Below are 19,833 nucleotides of genomic sequence, written 5' to 3'. Positions count from 1 at the left end.
CTCCCATATAATTTAATTGTCGTTAGTATAGCGCAGGCCCGTTGTAATAGCAAAAACGCCCTGGATAGTTTGCCCACACAATCGCTATCCAGAGCGTTTAATTCTTCTGCGACAACGGCCTAATCGTCGTCATCCTCATCTTCTTCATCCAAACCAGTTCGAGCATCGTTACCAAGATAAACTTGTAATTCCCGAATATTGCGATTGTTACTGCCACGATAAGCAACTAACCAAGCTGCCAGTGCCGGCCGGGTTTCTTTTTCAGCAAGCTTGATAGCCCGGTCAACGAATAGGTTTTCCGTATCAAAATCCTTGATTGTTGCGGCCACGAGTTCATCAGCAGATTGATACTTGAAAGCCCCATTTTCTTCCAACATGGAATACTTGGTTAATTCAGCCGTTGTGGAAGATGGCTTCTGGTTTTCATCTAGGAGTAATTCGCCTAATTCAGCAAACTGACGGACATTCTGATCTAACAAACGTTGATATGCTGTCCGCAATGCCAATGATTGTGGTCCTTTAACGTACCACTTCACTTGGGTCAACTTAACGTAAGCAACCATTAAGTTAGATAAAATGTGATTCGTCATTGCGCCCGCTGTTGGGACATGGTGATCAATGTCACTCTGTTTTAATTCCGCTGCGTATTGTTCGTCGATCGTTAGTTCACTCATCGTTTATTCCTCCTACTTAACCTTGACGTTTTCAACTTCGTAACCAAGTCCGGTAACAACTTGTGCCAAATCATCGGCATTCGTCACTTCAGGATCAAAGTTAGCCTTGACCTTGCTGGCATTGAATAGCACCTTAACATTCTCAACGCCGTCATGGTTAGCAACGGCCTTTTCGATCTTGGTCATGCATGATGGGCAAGTCAACGTTCCTAATTGCATAATAATTTTCATAATCAATTACCTCCGTGTCGTTCATTTGATGGTTCTATCATAACCGGATTTGATTGACCAGAACTTGACGGCCGTCAAGAAATTCAAAAAAGTTTTACGCTACAATATAGTTATTAAAATAGCAGGAAATTTAAAACGTCAAACCCTATCTACCAAGCAAAATCTGTTATAGTTAGGGTGAATTTATTCAGGAGGTGGGCCTTATGGCAGAACATGAATGTGTGCAGTTAGTCCCAATTTTTAGCGAACTCGGTAGTGAACAATTAGACACCATCGAATCGATCGTTCGTCACCACCACTATCCAGCCGGCAGCACTTTATTTGGTGCTGACGATCCACTGGATTCACTGATGATTGTTGCCAATGGGCAGGTTAAAGTCTATCAGCTAGCTGCCAATGGTCGCGAGCAGTTACTATATCTATTACAAACTGGTGATATCGATGGCGAAGCTGCCTTATTTGAAAATCAACGGCGAACCTCATTCGGTGAAGCCTTAGTACCGACGGATGTTTGCAGTATTCGCCGTTCAGACTTTCAAGACTTGATGCAAAAATATCCCAGTATCAGCATCAACGTCTTAAACGTCTTTGGCAAACGTCTCAGTCAACTGGAGCGTCAAACAACCAGCACGGCCACTGAATCCGTCGAAGCCCGTTTAGCGAACTATATCACTGAAACAGCGGCAGCGCTCAAAACCGACACGTTTAAACTACCATTAAAGAAAAAGGACCTGGCGACGTTCCTCGGCACCACCCCTGAAAGCATCAGCCGTAAGCTCGCCTTATTCGAGCGTCAAGGCCTAATTACGCAAAAGCCTGGCAAGGTCATCGAAATTAACGATGCCGACCAGCTATTATTAACTGAATAATGACTACTAATTAAATTATCCCTTCCCCCGGATGACTAGCGAAATCACTGTTAGTCATCCGGGGGCTTTTACGTCAACCATCACGCTGCCTCATAAGGTGATTTACAGGCACTAACAGCTCCTGCATGCCGATAATTCAGAAGTAATCTTGACCTTTACATTAACATTCACAACCCATCAGCTACTGATTCAGGACTATTAAGATGATTAGTATCATTTTTTACTGAGTCGGTACCAGATGATACCACTGAGAATAATCTAAGGTATAATTAACTTAGTATTAGAAAATTTATTAGGGAGTGGATTTAATGGCAACCATTAATCAAGCAGCAGTAAAACAAGATCTCTACGATGCCGTCAACGGCGAGTGGCTCAAAACCGCCGTCATTCCGGATGACCATTCTTCAACCGGGGGCTTTATGGACTTAGTTGATGCCATTGAAAAAACGTTAATGCATGACTTTGATGCAATGGCGGCGGGAACAGTTACCCCCGACGATCCTCAGCTAACCGAATTCATTAAGTTTTACCGCTTAGCTAAAGATTTCGACCAACGCAATGCCAATGGTGCGGAACCAATTCTGCCGTGTCTCAAGCAAATTGATAGTTTAAGCGACTTTGCTGACTTACAACAACGGATGCCCGATTGGATCTACGACGGCCTCCCATTACCATTCAGCTTGGATGTCGACGCTGATATGAAAAATACCAAGGTCAACGCCTTATTTGCCCAAGCACCTGGGACTATCTTGCCAGACAAGACATACTACGACGAAGGCAACCAGGCCGGCCCTAAGTTACTAGCAATTTACGCTAAAATGATGACCGAACTGTTGCAAAAAACTGGTTACGAAAAGGACGAAGCACAAAAAATCGTTGATGACACGCTGCAATTCGATCGTTTGATCGTTCCGTGGATCAAATCCGCTGAAGAGTCGGCTGATTACAGTAAGATGTATAATCCTCGCAAATTCAACGATTTTGTTAACACTAGTCGTTATTTAGACTTAGCCGCCATCACCTACTCCGTCATCGATGGTAATCCCGACCTCGTCATCTTGCCAGAACCCGCCTTCTTCGATCACTTTAACGAAGTAGTCAATCCTGATAACTTCGGTCTGATGAAGAACTGGATGAAAGCTAAACTCGTTCAACGGTACAGTGGTTACCTCAGTGATGAAATGCGGGTATTAGCCACGACTTATTCACGGGCATTGTCTGGTCAAAAAGAACCGCGGAACCAAGCTAAGAGTGCCTACTATCTAGCTACCGGAACTTTTGATCAAGTCGTTGGACTCTATTACGGCCACAAGTATTTTGGTGAAGCGGCCAAAGCGGACGTTCATCAGATGGTCGAAAAGATGATTGCCGTCTACAAACGCCGGTTGCAAGCGAACACTTGGCTCAGCGCAGATACGCGTGCTAAAGCCGTGACCAAGCTTGATAAACTCGGCATTCAAGTCGGTTACCCTGATAAATTAGAAACGATTTACACGAAATTCAAGACGCACACGCCCGAACAAGGTGGCAACGTATTGAGCAACGTCCTCCACTTTAACCGTTTGGCACGCCAAGACATGTTCTCAAAGTGGGGCAAAGCCACTGATCGGACCCGCTGGGAAATGAGTGCGGACACCGTCAATGCTTACTACCACCCATTTATGAACATTATTGTCTTTCCAGCTGCTATCCTACAAGCACCTTTCTACAGCTTAGAACAATCTTCTAGCGCTAACTATGGTGGTATTGGTGCAGTTATTGCTCATGAAATCTCGCACGCTTTTGACAACAATGGTGCCCTATTTGATGAATTCGGTAACTTGCATAATTGGTGGACCGAGGAAGATTCTGCCCACTTCAAGGAACTTGCCAAGTCCATGATCAGTGAATTCGATGGCTTAGACTTTGCTGGTGCGAAAGTTAACGGGACGTTGACCGTATCCGAAAACATCGCCGATGCGGGAGGCTTAAGTTGCGCGGAAGAAGCTGCTAAGGGCGAAGATGACGTTGATTTGAGTGCGTTCTTCACTAACTGGGCCATGGTTTGGCGTATGAAGGCCACGACTGAATACATGCAACTCTTACTTTCAATCGACGTCCACGCTCCAGCTAAGCTCCGAGCAAACGTACAACCTAAGAACTTAGATGATTTCTACACAACCTTCGACATTCAACCCGATGATGCCATGTATTTGGCACCAGATAAGCGGGTCAAAATCTGGTAAAAAGCTTTAATCAATGAACACTAAGACCGACTAACAAGCGGTGCGATTGCTTGTTAGTCGGTCTTTTATCTGTTCCATCATTATGGGTCTTATTCATTCAAATTACGCGTTAGTATATTACAATAGAACTGTCGTCTGATGCCGTTACATCGTTATTGGACTGTGACCCAGTCTCAATCACGACTGCACCGCAAATCACACCAGCAGACGCGTTATTAGTCGACTTAACGCCATTTTCAGTGAGGGTCATCAACAAGGCAATCCCAGTCCACTTGACGCTTAAATCAGCATATTTGGACACTGGTAACCATCGAAAACAACTAGCATTAACTATGATTAAAACGTGCCATTTTTTGAGTTCAAAATCAGCCAACTTAGGTTCGCTGGAAACAGTTCGAGTTAGCGTAAACTTGCTTAGTTAGTTCGTCCTACGCCGACTTCCAGGCATTTCTGCCAATTGCTGGAACGCGGTGGACACAGATTTAATCCGAAGACCACGTCTTAAATACTGGTCTTCCACGCTTTAATGCCATATTGGTGAAACGTGCTCGGGACAGTATTCGAATGGCGGACATGTGCGTACTCAGTTTTTGATGGCTTTGTCGTTGTTTCTTATAGACAGTAATCTTGTCAATCAACTGTTAGGCTGAAAATGATATTGTGATAGCTCGTTATTCTGAATCGCCGTAGTAACAACTGAACGTTTTGGCAAAGTGGAGAAGGCACTCTGATATTTCACCTAAAGTTCCAATATCAAAATAGCCAACGACAAATTGTACCAAGTTAAGTGGCCGTTCATCTGCCATTCGAGCGGCTTACCGACCGGAGGGGTTGGGTGACAATGCTCAGTGGCCAAATTATTCTTAGTCGGAAGTGGGTTGCTTCCGGCTTAGAATAAGACTCGTATTTGAGACCGGGCGGGTTGTGCACGGGCTCAAATCGACGTCGGCTTACGTTCCAGCAATTGTCACCCAGCCCCGGAGGTCGGAATAGGACACTCACCGGCTGACGAACAATAAGCCAACTAAATGGCACGTTTTAATCATGATTCATAACAGTTTAACTAGTACAATAGGAATTACTAAATATTCATGACGCATTTTAAAGGAGGCACTATGTCACAATTTGAAAAGTATCATCCCATTCTAACGCCACACTATACGTTCGATTGGTTAACAAAGGTGCGCGTTATCGACGTTTTCAACTTATATCAGACCAGCAATGCGACAGCCACTATGGAAACAACCGCTGCACAAATTAACCACACCATGCGCGAGATTTTTCATGACCACCAGCTTGTTTGGGGCGTAACGGATCGAGACACGAATGCGTTCGTCGGTCAGGTCGGCTTTGCCCCAATCGATACGGCTAAGCATGAAGCAACTCTCAGTGTTGACCTGACTGCTACTTATCAGCAAGTAACTACGCTCAGGGAAATCTTAGAACGGTTGGTGGCATTTGGTACCGTTGAGTTAAAGTTGAACCGACTCACATTGATTTTACCAAAGCACGATGACCTAATGGCACAAATACTGGCTGGCCTTAACTTTAGTACCACCGACCACTTAACATTCAATTATCACCAATAAACAAATAACGCGATGCTACCTTCATGAAGCAAGGTAAGCATCGCGTTATTTTAACTTATTATTCAGTGACAGCTTCGGCCGCATGGGCAATCGCTGCTTGACCAAGTAAGTTCAAATAGTTAAATGGCCGGTCGTAAATTGGTTGGAAGAACATATCTACGAACCCTAAGTCGTCAATGGTATTGTGATTTTGAATCATCACTGAAATCACATTGGCTGATTGCGAAACATCATGTTCACTCATGAATTGTGCACCTAGGATTTCGCGAGTTTCAGGATTGTAAACCAATTGCATTAAAACAGGCTTAGTGGTTGGCATAAATTCTGGCCGGTAGTTGTCTTCAAAAGTGACAGCGGCTGCCGGAACATTTTCGGCCTGTGCATGTTCTAGGGTCATCCCAGATGAAACGATGGTTTGGCCGAACAACATTAACCCAGAAGTTGATTGTGTCCCCATGTACTTCCGCGTTGGCTTGAAGATGTTCAAACCAACTAAGGTTCCTTGGCGAACCGCATTCGTTGCTAATGGGATATAAGCATCTTTCTTAGTTGGGTTATAGTGAACAGCAACCGAGTCACCAGCCCCGTAAATGTCTGGATCAGAAGTTTGCATGTAGTCATTGGTCTTGATCGAGCCATTAGCGTTCATATCGACCTTGCCCTTGAGTAAGCCGGTATTTGGCCGGAAGCCAACACAAAGAATCGCCATGTCGGCTGTGTAGCTGCCCTTGTCAGTCTTGACCGTAACTTCTTTACCATCATCACTGAAGCCTTGCACCATTTGATTCAAAGCCATCTTGATACCGTGATCAACAAAGTCTTGTTCAACCCGGTCAGTGAATTCTTTGTCTAAGTATTTATTTAAAATCCGTGGTAAACCATCAATTAGTGTGACTTCCTTACCTTGCTTCTGGTAAGCTTCAACTAATTCAGTACCGATATAACCGCCACCGATCACAATGACCCGCTTAGCTGGTTTGGCTGCTTCCCATAAATTCTGAGCGTGCGTCCAGTTCTTGCATAAGTAGACATTGGGACTATCGATGCCGTCAATTGGTGGAATAACAGGCCATGAACCAGTAGTGACAACTAACTTGTCATAGTGATCAGTCTTAGATTCACCAGTCTTTAAGTCAGTAACCGTAATTTCATGTTTGTCAGTATTCACATCCGTCACATCATGTTGCATATGAACAGTTGCGCCTAACTTAGCTAACTGTTCAGGACTGGAATAAAATAGGCCTTGAGGATCAGCAACTTGGCCGCCAAGGTAAAGTGCGATCCCACAGGATAGGAACGAGACATTGTCATTTCTTTCATAAATCGTCACTTCAGTATCTGGATTTGATGCTAAAATCTGATTAACGGCAGCAGTGCCGGCATGGGTACAACCAATTACAATAACTTTCATTTTTAAATCGCTCCTTAAATGTGTTTATATTCACAATCATGCTTGTGCAACATGTATTTGGTAACAATTACATTGTACTAAAGTAAAAAGAAAACGCAACCAAAAACACGTAAAAAGTGTAAATGCTTCACTAATCACACGATAAACAAATGCCTTGATTACAACGTTCTCAGTCATTCAGGCTGATTATTCATTCACTTAACTGTGGTAATTAAAATTATTATTATCTTTAACCATTATGGCTAATAACTAGAAAGCAAAAGCACTCACAATCTTGCGTGTGAGTGCTTTTGCTTCTCTTATACCAACCCGATCATTACTTAGGTGCATCTGTTAACGTCCACGTAATATCCCCCGTGTAAGAACCCGGAGTAGCTCCCGCATTGCTTTGATATAAAATGCCTGACTTATTCGTCCAGTCTGCCAAGACATCATAATCATCGTTATCACTAGTAGCCGTGTGACTGTCAATCACCGTACCCGCAGAATTCAGCGTGGTCGTCTGCTCACTGTCGCGGAAAATCACGTCGCCCGCCAAATTCTGACCACCGGTTGTTTTAAAATTAGTCGCACTAGCTTGTAGTTGCCAACTAGAGCCCTTACCACGACTATCCCGTACAACTAGTTGCCAATCGTCTTCCCGGTCTGTCGTTTGAGCCGAACCATCTAAAGTAATGGTTTTAAACGTGCTGCTTTTGGCAACCGTCTTAAAACCAAGTTCACCTGCAGTAACAATAATCTGCGCTTTATCAACTGGTGAGACGTTCTCGTAACGGTCAGATGCCCATAGTTCAATCTCATTGTCATCGCCGACGTGTAAATCCTCTGCTTTGACCTTGTAGTAGAAGTAACCTTGTTCGTCATCATCCGACATTTGAACCGTTGGCATTTCCTTGCCATTAAGCGTTGGGTGTAGTGTCACTTGACCGTTAGTTAATTGTTCCGAATCCTCGGCTGCAACAATCCCTCTGATGATCACGTCTTCCCCATTGGCGACAGTATACGGACTATTACGAATTTTAAGGTATAGCGGCTGATCGACTGTAATCATATAATCCGGTGCTTCCGTCGTTGTTTCAAACACCTTATTTTTAAATGTCGCCGTCGTTGCAGTTGTCTGTTCATTGACAACGACATTCTCGGCCGTCCCATTGAGCGTGATCGTCGCGGTCGGTTGACTAGCCGATACTGCTTTATCTAGAGTATAGTCAACTTTAGTATCACTACTCGTTGGCGCCGTCAAAGTCTGCTCACTACCATCCGCATACGTTACCTTGGCACTGTCAAACGTAATATGCTGTGGTAGATTGAGTTCAGCCATAATGTTATCCCAGTCAATTTGACCACCTTGGTAAGTCAATTGATAGTCGTACTGAACTTTATGCTGAGCTTTGAGCTGGCCGCCTGTCTTGATTTCACGATTCTTGGTCTTATCCGTAACCTTAACCGCCGCCTGTACGTCAACTAAATTCGGCGCGCTTTCAATCACGACCATGTTATTACCAGAATTACTACCAGTCGCCCCCATGAATCCCCAGCGAACCAGGCCATCACTACTGTTGAATTGGCTAGTATCTAACACTTCACTCTGAGTAAAGCCGCTACCAGTCGCCGACCCATCTGGATTGATGTCATTATAAGTGTACGTCATCGTTTTAGTCGCCGCATGCCAGTCCATCACCAGGTGGTGCCACTTGCTATCTCCTAATGACATATTCGTCACTAGGTTGGTATGTTTTTGCGTAAAGTAGTACCGGGTTGACCAAATTATCCCGGTAACGTCTAAACTCCTGACAGACTGATTTTCATACTGACTAGCCAGCCCAGGATACCCGGTCGCAATGTGTTGTTTCTTAATACCATCATCAAACGAATCACCCTTACCAGCATTACTATAGCTAGTTGAAGTATTGGTATAGGTATCAAACTCTAAGGCCCAACTATTTTGGATGGCCGTTTTCGCAAATTCTTCGCCGTCCTTCAATTTATTATCCGTATCAACACCCCAAACACCGAGTGTCTCACCAATAATGCTGGACGAACTGACTTGTGCGGATGCGGCAGTACCATTTGGATCATTTTGTAAGACAAAAGCCATCCCATCGCCGGCCTTACTAGTACTCGTGGATGTTCCCAAATACACCCACATTTTAAACGTAGCATCTTTATTTAAATCTAGGCGATTGGCGTCGTTCGACCAAAAGCCACCCACTTGCTTCTTGCCGTTAATAACCTGAACGGCCTGCGTATTTGGCGAGCTTGCATTGGTCACATTCCCAATATTCGCACTATTACTAATGCCACTACTGAATGCCGCTGGTAGCGTAAAGAGTTTATCCAACTGATTCAGGCCAGACGGTGCCGTTGCCAACGTCGCTTCGTCAGCAGCCTGAATTTGGGCGGTCCCGGCCCATAATCCCATTAATGCAGTTAATGCAACTAGTATTTGTTTCGGTCCCTTCCACATGTTGAAAACTCCTCTCGCTAGTTAGTCCTGACGACGGCGGTTTTTCAATAGTAGCCAGATAATTGCGCCTAATAGGACAACAATCAGTGCGCCCAACGCAACAAACCACCAGAAATAGTTCGATTGTTTTTCTGTAACAGCTGTATCATTTAAAGTCTGAGCTTCTTTATCAGTAATGGTAAAGTTCTTTGTAAATTGCCACTTACCCTTATCAGCCGTTGCCGTTAAATGTAAAGTGTACTTGCCCGCCTTCAATTGTTGCGTCCCGTCACCAACTGCAAAGTCAAAATTACTATTCGGCGCCATTGACATGTTTTCCTTAGTCGTCGTCAATAATTTTTTAGATGAACCAGCTTTAGTCACGTAGCTTTTGATCTTTAAGCCATGCATAATAACGGGCTGGTTGTTTTGCAGATTAGCCGTAACGTAATTACGATAGTTACGTTGCTTGGCTTTTACCGCGTGCAACTTCATCACAGGTTTGATCCCGCTTGGATCAGATTCACGTAACTGCAAGCCAATCACGTACGCATATTGATTATTGATGGCCATGCCACTACTAGATTGTTTCGCCTTGGTACTGAGTTCCTGGATGATATTGATTCCACCCAGCGCCACGCCCGCAAACTTTTTCTCGGGTACCGTCAATTTAATAGTGACTTTTTTGCTTGACTTAGCGGGAACGGTCACGACCTGTGACTTTGAAAGTGCTGTCTTGATGTTAAACTTCAAGGAGTCATCGGCCTTAGCCTTTGCTTGGCTGTAATCGATGATACCGTTATTATTTGTAACCGCCAGATTAGGTGATACCGTGTATCGATGTTCTTTACTATCACTATTTTTAATGGTTAAAGTGAGATTTTGCGTTTGCCCTGGTGTGACCTTCAAGTCAAAATAGGACACTTTTTGATTAATTTGGTTATCAGGCAAATCAGCCTGGACCGTGTAATTGAGGTCATCCGCTCTAGCAGTCATTGTCAAACCTGCCATAACGATGCTCACAACGGCAATTAACTGCCAAAATATTTTTTTCATAGGCTTTACCCTTCCTTTATTCAACGGTAAGTGACGAGCTATGTATGATTGAAGCTGCCATTCTTTACAAGTAGCAGCTTCACATCAAACCATTTAATTAACTAGGTGCGTTCGTTAATGACCAAGCCAGCGTACCCGTGTAGTCGCCAGCACGCAATTGGCGATCATGGACTTCAAGTTCCGTGGGTACCTGCCCGCGATTCAGAACGACCAGCCAAGTACCTAGACCAGTATTAGGCGGGGCAATCACGACATTATTCGCTAAACCAGCAACTAATTCACCAGTATTAACAACGTTAGGTGCAGTACTAACATTGCCAGCACCTGGCCGTAATTGGACTGCGCCTAATTTTAAAGACGTCGTTAAGGTCTGCTGACCACTTTGCAACCCGCTTGGCGTGACCTGTAACGTCCATCCAGCAGCCGTGGCGCGGCGATCAGTTATTTGAATCATCGCCCGCTCATTCTTGGCAGTCGTCTTAAACGGCCCACCCGCGGTCGTAATTGCATTGAATTTCAAATTACTGACGAAATCAATGGTTAACTTTCCCCGTGAGCCCGTACCAGCGACATTGTCTTCATCGACCGGGTCACCCGGGTATGGTTTACTGGGATCATCAGGGTCGACCGGAGAAACTGCATTGTCATCATCCGAGGGGGTCATTTCTACCTGCACCTGTGACTGTGTCGTTGCAGCTTGCGTTGCGATAAACCAGCCCCAGTTACTAATGATGAGACAACCTATCACAGTCATTAATAACCGACCTGTTACCAACAATCCCTTTTTCATCGGTCACACCTCAGTTCTCCTCTGGCGCATTAACTGGTTAGCTAGGGGCGTTGCCTAATGTCCATGTCAAGGTTGAAGTGTAAGCGCCAGCCGCGTTACCAGCAGGGATCAACAGGCTAACTTCATTGGTTGCATACTTACTCGTAAACTTACCGATCCCTTCATTAGCTTCTGCATCCATGATAATTTGATTTTGGTCAGTGATATCCACTTTATAAGCTTTTGCTTTAGAGATGTTATTAGCATCATCCGCAGTTGCATTAACTTGTGCAAAAGTTAACGCGGCGCCCCGTAATTCACGAGTATCATCTGCATTCATGAACTTCGAACCTTTAACTTGTACTAACCATCCGTCCGTATTCCCAGGGTTGGTCACTTTCAAGTCGCCAGTAACGTTCTTAGCATCATAGGTTTTACTGTCATTAGTGATTTTTTCGGTCCCAAAGCTAACACCAGGTGCTTGATCCAAGGTAATATCTTTATTAGTGTCATCCTGGATTAATTCAACTTCAGCTTTGGTCGTTGTCTCCGTATCTGCAGCTTGGCCAACAAGTGGTAATCCTGCCATTAGTGTCATGCCTGCAACGAGAGTTCCGAGATATTTTTTCATTTTGGTTGCTCCTTTATTGTTTGACGGTTGCGCCACCAGATTAGAATTAATAATATTAATAAACTAAGTCCACATACGCCGATACCGAACAGAATCCATTGCTGGGTCCCATTCATTTGCGGTAATACACCTTGTAGCGGGCTCACAATTTTATCGGCCGCCGCATTGCCACCTGAATTAGAAGTGATCGTTAAGTGGTAAGTGCCTGATTGCGTATCAGCTACTAGTGGTAACTTGACTAGCTGACTAATACCTAAGTCTTGAAAGCTGCCCATCCAATTAATATGACCACATCCTTTCCAGATATTGACTTAAGCTTAGTATCATTATTAACGCTTAGTACCAATAGTGAATCGTTGTGAGTAACCCTATCAGCAACGAAAATATATCATGGTTTTGGAATCGCTGTCAATTGATGACGCCCCTTAACTATTGATTAAAATTCCTATTTTAACGGACTTCTGAGCCATTTTTAATATTATAGTGATTACAAATATTTTAATATAAACTACTGTAATCAGTTTAACGGCAAGCTTTCCTACTGCTTTCATTTATCCGATTAGGTCCAACTAGTTGGCGTGTTCAACTAAACAAGCCGTCAACATTATATTATCGTTAGACTTTGATGAGGCCACACATAAGTTAAAAATTTTGATAATTATAAATATTGAAATCCTATATATATTTAGAATATCGTTGTAACAGCAAGCTATTACATAAATTATCTTCAATTTATAAAATTATGTAATCGATTTAATGTGGAAATCTTTTATCAATTTTAAAGTGCAACACAATCAACTAATTAAAATCGGCTTTAAAAACAGTAAAAGCCCCCTAATCAAATAATTTCAAACGTTAATATTCATTTACCAAACAATGAAGTGTGCTGTGGTATACTTAAAACACTTATTTTTAACCAGAAAGGCGGTTCGAATCATGCCCGCTAAAAAGACATTTCAAGACGATCAAGTTATCGAAAAAATCATGCACTTATTTTGGCAGCAAGGCTATTATCATACTTCCATGGACGAAATCGTAATAACTAGTGGCGTCAAGAAGCAAAGTTTATATAACGCTATCGGGGACAAGCACACACTTTACCTGCGTGCACTCCAGCGCTATCACCAACAAACTTTAATGCGTTGTACCCAAGCAATGCAACGCTTAGAGCAGGATGGTGCCGCCCCCTTAGCTATCCTGAGTATGCTCTTTAGCCACGATTTAACGACATCCGAACAACCAGCCGGTGACCTAATGGCTAACGCCGTCGCTGAATTTGGTACTACTGATACTGATGTTCAGCAAGCCGTCAGCTGGTTTTATGACGACTACCTGACCCTCATGGCTGCGGTCATCCTCAAAGGTCAAGCTAACGAGAAAATTATCAATAATCAGTCCAGTATGACATTAGCTCAGGCACTGCTAGAAGCCCGCATTGGCCTTCAAACGCGACTCCGTCAAGGCAGTCAGCCAGATATTCAAGCGCAGCAACAAGCCTGGATGGCTTTTCTAGCACGTCGTTGAACCTAAAGCAGTTAATCAGCGCATAAAATAAGCAAGCTTCTCCCGAACATTTTGGGAAAAGCTTGCTTTATTTTTTCATCTATATATAAGTCACAGTCATACTTTTGGGTCATAACTAGCGATTGACTTATAAATATTTTTGCACTAACCAGTGCTGTGCTGAGCTCGTCAATTGACTACCATAATGTTGTCGCAACCGTTGCACACCCGCGTAATGGTCAAATTCAAATTGACTTGTCAGCGTCTCACTAGCTAGCAACGCCTTAGCAAACTGTAAATCGTCAATCGTAATCTGTTGTCGGTAAGCCAAATCTTCATCGGCTATGATTCGTTGCCACTGATCCGTTAAGATGGCACTGGCCCGCTGATAACGACGGTCATGGGTCAACAAGGATTGCATATCATCTGGATTAAGTGGTGTCCCCATATTATTCATCCTCCAAGTTCAAATTAACTACATGACCGATTGCTGGCTCAATCGACAATCGATCTTCAGCCCGCGCTAACAACCAAATCACATTTGTAAAACGGTGTGACTCAACGTGCCGTTCACCACGGCCATCCGTTAAGATCAGCGCCAAGGTCGTCGCATTCGTCTTATGATGTGTTAGTAAATCATCAAAAATACTTTGATAAATGGTTCCACCACCGCCACGGCGAGTAAAGCGAATCTGCTGTGGCAAACTCACCTGATACGTTTGACCAGGCTGTACGATTGCATCAAACGGCTTAACGGTGATGGTTGTTGCAAGTAATCGGGTTAAAGTAGCCACCTGTGCCAGTAATCGTTGCAGCATCAGATCACTGATAGAACCTGAATTATCAACATAAACTTGCAAGTCCAAGCGCGTATCGCCAATTTGACCGGGTATTTCCATCCGCGCGGGTTGCCGTCGATTAAAGCGCGCGTGCGAGGCCTTAGTACCGCTCGGAATCTGACCCAGGCCCCGAACTAGTAATTGTCGCCAATCAAGCTGGGCCGGCTGCGTCATTACAGTGAGCTGAGCTCGAACATTGCCGGCCACTAACCCTCGGCCAGCTTCATTTGTTTGCTGCCAAGCATCTTTCGCCAACTGTTTTAAACGGGCAGTTGCCAAATTGGGATTCGTTAACTGTTCAGAGGCTGACCAGCCACTTGGATCATCGATCAACTGTTGCGACTTTTGGTCGCCAGACCCTTTTGCTGGCTGCCGCTGGTCCTTATTTCGCGAAGTGACGGTGGGCGTGCCATTCGGCTGAAGTTGCGACCGCGACTGCTGCTGTAATAATTTCAAATAACAGCCAGAATCTGCTCGTCGCGGTAGCTGGGCATCGACTAACGGCTGGACAGTCGTTAAACTGACCGCATCTTTAGGCAGACCGTCGACATACTGGTTAACGGCCAGGTCGGTCGCCAACGTCACTAACTCCGGCTGCTGCTTGACCTGATCACGATACCGAACGGGGTGTTGCCAGACAATGTGTAGTGCCACGTGTTTTAACCCCGCTTGTAAGTAAGAAAACTGTGAAAAAGCTCGAGCAATTACTGTTGGCGCATATTGTAAGACCAACTGATTATTCTGCCAAGCTAAGATAAACGGCGTCGTTAACGTCGTATTTAACTGTCTGGGAAGTCGGGTCAGCAACTCGCCATAAAATTGATCGGTGGCTAGTAACTCAATAATGGCCCGATCAATCATGGTCGCACCTGCCTGGATCGTGTCTGCTGTTGGCGTCACTAACATCGCTTGTTGCCATCGTGTGTACTCATTGGCATTGTTAATCATGATGACTCACTGCTTTCTTACTGATTTGACCAACTGGCGACCTGTTGTAAATACTGATACAAAGCGGTCACATACGGACTTTGCTTGGCAACATTTGCTGTATATAATTGCTTTAATAAGTCGCGTTCATGGCCGATTTGTTGAACCAATGCAAACTGACCATCTTGACTGAGTGTTTGTAGGAGTTGCATGAACCGACCAGCGTGCTGATCGTCCGTCAACGGATACGTGGTTGTTAGAGCCAAACAGCTTGCCAAAACCGTTCGCTTTTGAATTTCATTCATCGCCGTAAACTGCTTAAGAATCGGTGCCGGCACCACGGCCCCCACTGGTTGACTGTCATAAATCATCGCTGGTGTCAGATGAATGGCTTGTTGTTCCAAGAATTGCTCGAATACAAGCCCTAGCTCAGTACCCACATCTCCTTGAAAGATATCCAGTGCCACAGCCGTTTGTTGATGCACAGGAAGTTTTTCAATCTCATATAAATTAGCCGAAACACGCGCCCACGCACGTGGCGTCGCTGTTAAATCAGCCTGGACATCAGCCTGATTAAGCCGCGTTACATCTTCACTAATAAACTGCTGGACGAGTGGATGAATGTTTGGTCGGTTCATGCGCTCATCCACTTGTTTGGCCCAAGCAAGCCAGTCTGCCGCATCTGCTCGCATAACTAGACGCACGGTACGATCTTTGATGGCCGCATCGCCGGCAGTAACGCCATACGTACTACTTTCGAATCCAGTCATACTAGCATCTGGATTTTCAGCAATGATCAATTGCACCTGTTCTGGCAATTTCAATGTGTTAATCGTCCGTTGCAAGACCAGATTCATCAATTCACTTTGAACAGCCTGCGTCCCACGATTAAATTCGTCTAAAAACCATAAAATTGGCTGCTGAGGATGCTGCTCAGCATACTGAATAATTTCAATCAACGTGTGTGCATAGCCGAATTGCACGTCAGCCAACTGGCCATAGCGCTTCGTTTGAATAAATGAGTCGCTCGTTAGTGGTGGGACTGGGATCGCTAAATCCCCCTTTTCGGACAGGCTCACAACGGTCGTGTATAATTGCGCCCCCATCCGCTTAGCAACCTCGGCTACCAAGGCCGACTTTCCAATCCCGGCTTCACCGACAATGTTCGGTACGTTCCCCGCTTTTAAAACGACCGGAACTGCTGTTAATAGAGCTTGATATGATAACGCCATTAATTAAACCTTCCTTTACTGTTCCACGTGAAACAAATTTAATTCGTTTTCAAAAACATCAGCTTACTTGTCCTAACCATTATAAAACAGAAGCCACCATTATCGACAATTAGCGTTCACAGTCACGTTAGGTCACACACCAATCATACTGACTACTATCAATAGTGACTATGCAAAAATAAAATTTTTATTTATTATAGTTTTAACAATCCACAACTGCCATAAAACGTTTTTATACCAACGTTTTACCAGCGTTTTATCCATTAATATAATTATAAAAATCTTATCGGAAATATTCACAAATCAAACAAATTCCGTCGTTTTCACGAGCAGGTATTGTAAAATAGGTTAAGTTAGCAATTATTCAAAAAGGGAGTGTGCAACTATGCGCAAGTATCTCGCCGAATTTCTCGGCACATTTATGTTAGTTTTCTTAGGGACTGCAACCGTTGTGATTGCTAAGGGTGACGTCCTCGCTATTGGGTTAGCCTTCGGGTTAGCGATTACCGTTTCGGCCTATGCCTTTGGTGGTATTTCTGGTGGTCACTTTAACCCCGCCGTTACGACTGCGATGTTAATCAACCGTCGAATCGATGCCGCCGATGCCATTGGCTATATCATCGCCCAAATCATTGGGGCCATCGTTGCTTCCGCAGCAGTTAAGTCGTTTGTCAGTGCATTAGGCTTATCCGCAACATCGCTTGGTCAAACCGATTTTCCAAAAATCGGCAGTGGTATGGCCTTCTTTGTAGAAGCACTAGTCACATTCTTATTCTTAATGGTTATTCTGAACGTTACTAGTAATGACCATGGTAACGCAGACTTTGCTGGTTTGACCATTGGGGTGACCTTAGCATTCTTGATTATTGTCGCTCTCAACTTAACGGGCGGTTCTTTGAACCCTGCCCGTTCAATCGGCCCCGCTATTTTTGCTGGTGGTAGCGCCTTATCACATCTATGGGTCTACATCTTAGCACCAGAAGTCGGCGCCATCTTGGCCGCATTCTGTGCTCGGGTTATGGGATCAGAAGACTAGTTAGCAATTGACAGTCGTACCATTAACCACGATCAATTTGATACTGAAACATGATTAATAAAACAGCGGTACCGTGATGATTTTATGGCTTGGAATCATCACGGTACCGCTGTTTTTCGTATGCTTATATTTTAGGCAGTCTCAATTAGACGAATCTACGTTGCCAACTTCTCATGACGCATGGCCTATAGCCTAACCCTACGCCAAGTTTTACTTGCGTCGCCAATGCGTGTACCAGGAATGGAGCGTTCCAATCAATAGGCCAATAATGACGACAACTGCTGAAACATAGCCAAAAATACCAATGTTTGTAATCCAACTATTATCAGGATGGCTTTGAACTAGTAGTGATGATCCAACAATCAGCGCTGCCAGAATAACGGACAGTACAATCTTATTGACCATCGAATCAATCCGATCAATAAACATCTTGCGGTGTGCAAAGACCAAGTTGACCCGCGTCTGACCATTCTCAAACGTATCTAGAGCTGATAATAAGCGTGACGGAATCTTCGGGGCATCACGCAGGCTTTGAAGGCTAGCCAACATGCCATCTTCCAGTTCATTGCGCCAATTAAAATTCTCGCGGATGTACTTGCGCGCAAACGGCCGCGCCACGTCCATCATTGATAAGGTTGGGTCGAGCGTCTCCACAATACCTTCGATCGTTCCAAACGCCTTACCTAACATGGTAACCGCTGGATTCATTTGAATATTATTACTGCGACAAACCTTGACCATTTCAAACAACAAGCCTTGAAAATCAATGTCGCCCAGTCCCGAATTATAATACTGACTTAAAAATGGTGCTAACTCACTAAAGAACGCTTCTTCATCAACCACGCCAGTTCGGTTTGAAATCGCTAAGATTGCTTTGCCGACTTGATGGGTATCTTCGGTTGTCACTGCCACGACAACATTAGCAATTCCTGCCATCAAAGCTGGACTGATCTCACCCATCATGCCAAAATCCAGATAAACTAACCGGTATGGTGGTAACTGCCGTTTGCCAATTTTCCCGCCATGCTTGGGAACCGTATCGTGATACCCAATATCATCTGGTTGCAATTCCCGCAATAAGATATTCCCTGGATGAGGATCAGCGTGAAAAAAGCCATCTTCAAAAACCTGCTTCAAGAAATTTTGCACCAAGACATGGGCCAAATAGCGGCGTTCGTCATCATACTGGTGATTTCCGTCTTCATCGGCCGCAAGCATTTGCGCCATAAAATGCTGAATCGTCGTTCCCGGCATATACTGGTTAACAAGCACTTTTTGCGTACTATACTTCGCATAAACCCGGGGTACCCGAATAATATCGTCCGCATTATTCAATCGGTAAAACCGTAATCCATTTTTTACCTCAATACTGGTATCCAATTCATTGAATAGTGACCGTTTGATTTCACCAACCATTTCGCGCAAATCAACAACTGAAGATTCCGGAATATATCGCAATAGGGGTAACGCCCGCTCAAATAATGAAATATCTAGGGCCACCTCGGCGTCAATACCCGGATGCTGCACCTTCACCACGACCTTCTGCCCATTGAGCAGCGTCGCATGGTGCGTCTGGCCCATTGATGCTGATGCAAACGGTCGCTCGTCAAACTGGGCAAACATTTCATTGATTGGCTTCCCTGTCTGCTGCTCGATCGTTTGCTTGACCACACTAAAATCATCGGCCCGGACATTATTTTGCAATTTCTTGAATTCGTTAGCAAATTCTGGCTTAACGATATCTGTACGTGAAGAAAGAATCTGGCCAATTTTAATAAACGTCGGTCCAAGTTCTTCAAACGCCGCGCGCACTTGATCAGGATTTTTCTGACGTGCAAGGTTGCTCAAAACGTTATAGCGCCGCAAGACACTGACAATCGTCCGAAAACGGGTATGGCGGTTCTGATTCACTTGCCATTGGGGCCTTTCCTCATTGTTGTTGGTCATCAGCGGACCCTCCTCACAAATTTCCTTATTACAGCTATTATCCATCTTTATTTAAGAATCCGCACTAGCTAACTAACTTTTTTTGAAAAAAGATTGACAAATACTAATCGCGGTTGTAAATTAGAACCACATTAAAAATCGATTAACAAACACGCCGATGAACAAAGTAAACCTTCTGGAAATGCCTAGAGAGTGTCAGTTTGGTGCAATGACATCATGACCAGATCGTTGAAAATCAGTTCTGAGTGGCAGTGACGAGCTTGATGTTAGTTGCTGTTGGTTGCTCCCATTATTGAGCCGAAGTATCGCAAGTGGCCGGCCACTTGCCGTACTTTTTAAGGTGATTCGTCGTAAGGCAGTCACAAAGCTAAGGTGGTAACACGTGTTCAAACGTCCTGGTTTCTGAGTCTAACTCAGATATCAGGACGTTTTTTGGTTAATCGCAACT

18 protein-coding genes are annotated in these 19,833 nt (G+C 44.3%); 5 read left to right on the top strand and 13 right to left on the bottom strand.

Features of this window, described 5'->3' with window-relative positions; translation table 11 throughout:
- Window positions 1-119: 119 nt before the first annotated feature.
- On the bottom strand, window positions 120-674 hold the full coding sequence (locus MZO41_RS04810; protein WP_013356023.1) for a Dps family protein: 555 nt from the start codon (window positions 672-674) through the stop codon (window positions 120-122).
- 12 nt (window positions 675-686) lie between these two features.
- Window positions 687-908: a heavy-metal-associated domain-containing protein gene (locus tag MZO41_RS04805; protein WP_024272221.1), complete on the bottom strand. Its 222-nt coding sequence runs from the start codon at window positions 906-908 to the stop codon at window positions 687-689.
- A 200-nt stretch (window positions 909-1,108) separates the two neighbouring features.
- Here MZO41_RS04805 and MZO41_RS04800 point away from each other — a divergent pair, with 200 nt between their 5' ends.
- On the top strand, window positions 1,109-1,774 hold the full coding sequence (locus MZO41_RS04800) for a Crp/Fnr family transcriptional regulator (RefSeq protein ID WP_003643545.1): 666 nt from the start codon (window positions 1,109-1,111) through the stop codon (window positions 1,772-1,774).
- Between the two features lie 308 nt (window positions 1,775-2,082).
- Window positions 2,083-3,999, top strand: a complete 1,917-nt coding sequence (locus tag MZO41_RS04795) for a M13 family metallopeptidase (RefSeq protein ID WP_003643029.1) — start codon at window positions 2,083-2,085, stop codon at window positions 3,997-3,999.
- A 109-nt stretch (window positions 4,000-4,108) separates the two neighbouring features.
- Here MZO41_RS04795 and MZO41_RS04790 read toward each other — a convergent pair whose 3' ends face one another.
- Window positions 4,109-4,372: a hypothetical protein gene (locus MZO41_RS04790; RefSeq protein ID WP_222848477.1), complete on the bottom strand. Its 264-nt coding sequence runs from the start codon at window positions 4,370-4,372 to the stop codon at window positions 4,109-4,111.
- 742 nt (window positions 4,373-5,114) lie between these two features.
- On the opposite strand from MZO41_RS04790, the gene MZO41_RS04785 reads away from it, so the two are divergent.
- Window positions 5,115-5,588 (top strand): GNAT family N-acetyltransferase, encoded by a 474-nt coding sequence (locus MZO41_RS04785; protein ID WP_003643547.1) that lies wholly within the window; start codon window positions 5,115-5,117, stop codon window positions 5,586-5,588.
- A gap of 58 nt (window positions 5,589-5,646) precedes the next feature.
- On the opposite strand, the gene MZO41_RS04780 is transcribed toward MZO41_RS04785, so the two are convergent.
- The 6 genes from MZO41_RS04780 to MZO41_RS04755 all read right to left on the bottom strand — a co-directional run bounded on the left by MZO41_RS04780 (window position 5,647) and on the right by MZO41_RS04755 (window position 12,176).
- Window positions 5,647-6,999 carry an FAD-dependent oxidoreductase gene (locus tag MZO41_RS04780; protein WP_003643033.1) on the bottom strand — a complete coding sequence of 451 codons (1,353 nt, stop codon included), beginning with the start codon at window positions 6,997-6,999 and terminating at the stop codon, window positions 5,647-5,649.
- Window positions 7,000-7,315: 316 nt separating this feature from the next.
- A complete protein-coding gene (locus tag MZO41_RS04775) occupies window positions 7,316-9,466 on the bottom strand; it encodes a lectin-like domain-containing protein (protein ID WP_013356025.1) in 2,151 nt (716 codons plus the stop codon).
- Between the two features lie 21 nt (window positions 9,467-9,487).
- Window positions 9,488-10,501: a WxLIP family cell surface protein gene (locus MZO41_RS04770; RefSeq protein WP_003643035.1), complete on the bottom strand. Its 1,014-nt coding sequence runs from the start codon at window positions 10,499-10,501 to the stop codon at window positions 9,488-9,490.
- A 97-nt stretch (window positions 10,502-10,598) separates the two neighbouring features.
- The gene (locus MZO41_RS04765; protein WP_003643036.1) at window positions 10,599-11,291 is read right to left on the bottom strand and encodes a WxL domain-containing protein; all 693 of its coding nucleotides are present in this window, start codon (window positions 11,289-11,291) and stop codon (window positions 10,599-10,601) included.
- Between the two features lie 37 nt (window positions 11,292-11,328).
- Window positions 11,329-11,901, bottom strand: a complete 573-nt coding sequence (locus tag MZO41_RS04760) for a WxL domain-containing protein (protein ID WP_003643037.1) — start codon at window positions 11,899-11,901, stop codon at window positions 11,329-11,331.
- Window positions 11,898-12,176 (bottom strand): hypothetical protein, encoded by a 279-nt coding sequence (locus tag MZO41_RS04755; protein ID WP_003643551.1) that lies wholly within the window; start codon window positions 12,174-12,176, stop codon window positions 11,898-11,900. The genes MZO41_RS04760 and MZO41_RS04755 overlap by 4 nt, the downstream gene beginning before the upstream one ends.
- A gap of 661 nt (window positions 12,177-12,837) precedes the next feature.
- Here MZO41_RS04755 and MZO41_RS04750 point away from each other — a divergent pair.
- Complete coding sequence (locus MZO41_RS04750) at window positions 12,838-13,425, top strand: TetR/AcrR family transcriptional regulator (protein ID WP_003643552.1); 588 nt, start codon at window positions 12,838-12,840, stop codon at window positions 13,423-13,425.
- Between the two features lie 127 nt (window positions 13,426-13,552).
- On the opposite strand, the gene MZO41_RS04745 is transcribed toward MZO41_RS04750, so the two are convergent.
- From MZO41_RS04745 to MZO41_RS04735, 3 genes are read right to left on the bottom strand one after another with little or no spacing between them, the layout of a single operon-like run.
- Window positions 13,553-13,852, bottom strand: coding sequence for a hypothetical protein (locus MZO41_RS04745; protein WP_003643553.1), 300 nt, complete (start codon window positions 13,850-13,852; stop codon window positions 13,553-13,555).
- Window position 13,853: 1 nt separating this feature from the next.
- The gene (locus tag MZO41_RS04740) at window positions 13,854-15,191 is read right to left on the bottom strand and encodes a vWA domain-containing protein (RefSeq protein WP_003643554.1); all 1,338 of its coding nucleotides are present in this window, start codon (window positions 15,189-15,191) and stop codon (window positions 13,854-13,856) included.
- 17 nt (window positions 15,192-15,208) lie between these two features.
- Entirely contained in the window at window positions 15,209-16,402 is a 1,194-nt protein-coding gene (locus MZO41_RS04735; RefSeq protein ID WP_003643555.1) for an ATP-binding protein, read from the bottom strand.
- A 385-nt stretch (window positions 16,403-16,787) separates the two neighbouring features.
- Here MZO41_RS04735 and MZO41_RS04730 point away from each other — a divergent pair, with 385 nt between their 5' ends.
- The gene (locus MZO41_RS04730) at window positions 16,788-17,438 is read left to right on the top strand and encodes an MIP/aquaporin family protein (protein WP_003643044.1); all 651 of its coding nucleotides are present in this window, start codon (window positions 16,788-16,790) and stop codon (window positions 17,436-17,438) included.
- A 210-nt stretch (window positions 17,439-17,648) separates the two neighbouring features.
- On the opposite strand, the gene MZO41_RS04725 is transcribed toward MZO41_RS04730, so the two are convergent.
- Window positions 17,649-19,385 carry an ABC1 kinase family protein gene (locus tag MZO41_RS04725; RefSeq protein WP_003643556.1) on the bottom strand — a complete coding sequence of 579 codons (1,737 nt, stop codon included), beginning with the start codon at window positions 19,383-19,385 and terminating at the stop codon, window positions 17,649-17,651.
- Window positions 19,386-19,833: the final 448 nt, after the last annotated feature.

Origin of the sequence: Lactiplantibacillus sp. C232 (assembly GCF_023806725.1) — a bacterium.
Classification (GTDB): domain Bacteria; phylum Bacillota; class Bacilli; order Lactobacillales; family Lactobacillaceae; genus Lactiplantibacillus; species Lactiplantibacillus plantarum.
This window is presented reverse-complemented; position numbering and strand designations above follow the sequence as displayed.

Excerpts from the sequence above, each read along its gene's own strand:
- MZO41_RS04780 (WP_003643033.1), bottom strand. The coding sequence starts at position 6,999 with ATGAAAGTTATTGTAATTGGTTGTACCCATGCCGGCACTGCTGCCGTT.
- MZO41_RS04760 (WP_003643037.1), bottom strand. The coding sequence starts at position 11,901 with ATGAAAAAATATCTCGGAACTCTCGTTGCAGGCATGACACTAATGGCA.
- MZO41_RS04750 (WP_003643552.1), top strand. The coding sequence starts at position 12,838 with ATGCCCGCTAAAAAGACATTTCAAGACGATCAAGTTATCGAAAAAATC.
- MZO41_RS04740 (WP_003643554.1), bottom strand. The coding sequence starts at position 15,191 with ATGATTAACAATGCCAATGAGTACACACGATGGCAACAAGCGATGTTA.
- MZO41_RS04725 (WP_003643556.1), bottom strand. The coding sequence starts at position 19,385 with ATGACCAACAACAATGAGGAAAGGCCCCAATGGCAAGTGAATCAGAAC.
- MZO41_RS04735 (WP_003643555.1), bottom strand. The coding sequence starts at position 16,402 with ATGGCGTTATCATATCAAGCTCTATTAACAGCAGTTCCGGTCGTTTTA.
- MZO41_RS04770 (WP_003643035.1), bottom strand. The coding sequence starts at position 10,501 with ATGAAAAAAATATTTTGGCAGTTAATTGCCGTTGTGAGCATCGTTATG.
- MZO41_RS04745 (WP_003643553.1), bottom strand. The coding sequence starts at position 13,852 with ATGGGGACACCACTTAATCCAGATGATATGCAATCCTTGTTGACCCAT.
- MZO41_RS04800 (WP_003643545.1), top strand. The coding sequence starts at position 1,109 with ATGGCAGAACATGAATGTGTGCAGTTAGTCCCAATTTTTAGCGAACTC.
- MZO41_RS04765 (WP_003643036.1), bottom strand. The coding sequence starts at position 11,291 with ATGAAAAAGGGATTGTTGGTAACAGGTCGGTTATTAATGACTGTGATA.
- MZO41_RS04775 (WP_013356025.1), bottom strand. The coding sequence starts at position 9,466 with ATGTGGAAGGGACCGAAACAAATACTAGTTGCATTAACTGCATTAATG.
- MZO41_RS04755 (WP_003643551.1), bottom strand. The coding sequence starts at position 12,176 with ATGGGCAGCTTTCAAGACTTAGGTATTAGTCAGCTAGTCAAGTTACCA.
- MZO41_RS04730 (WP_003643044.1), top strand. The coding sequence starts at position 16,788 with ATGCGCAAGTATCTCGCCGAATTTCTCGGCACATTTATGTTAGTTTTC.
- MZO41_RS04810 (WP_013356023.1), bottom strand. The coding sequence starts at position 674 with ATGAGTGAACTAACGATCGACGAACAATACGCAGCGGAATTAAAACAG.
- MZO41_RS04785 (WP_003643547.1), top strand. The coding sequence starts at position 5,115 with ATGTCACAATTTGAAAAGTATCATCCCATTCTAACGCCACACTATACG.
- MZO41_RS04795 (WP_003643029.1), top strand. The coding sequence starts at position 2,083 with ATGGCAACCATTAATCAAGCAGCAGTAAAACAAGATCTCTACGATGCC.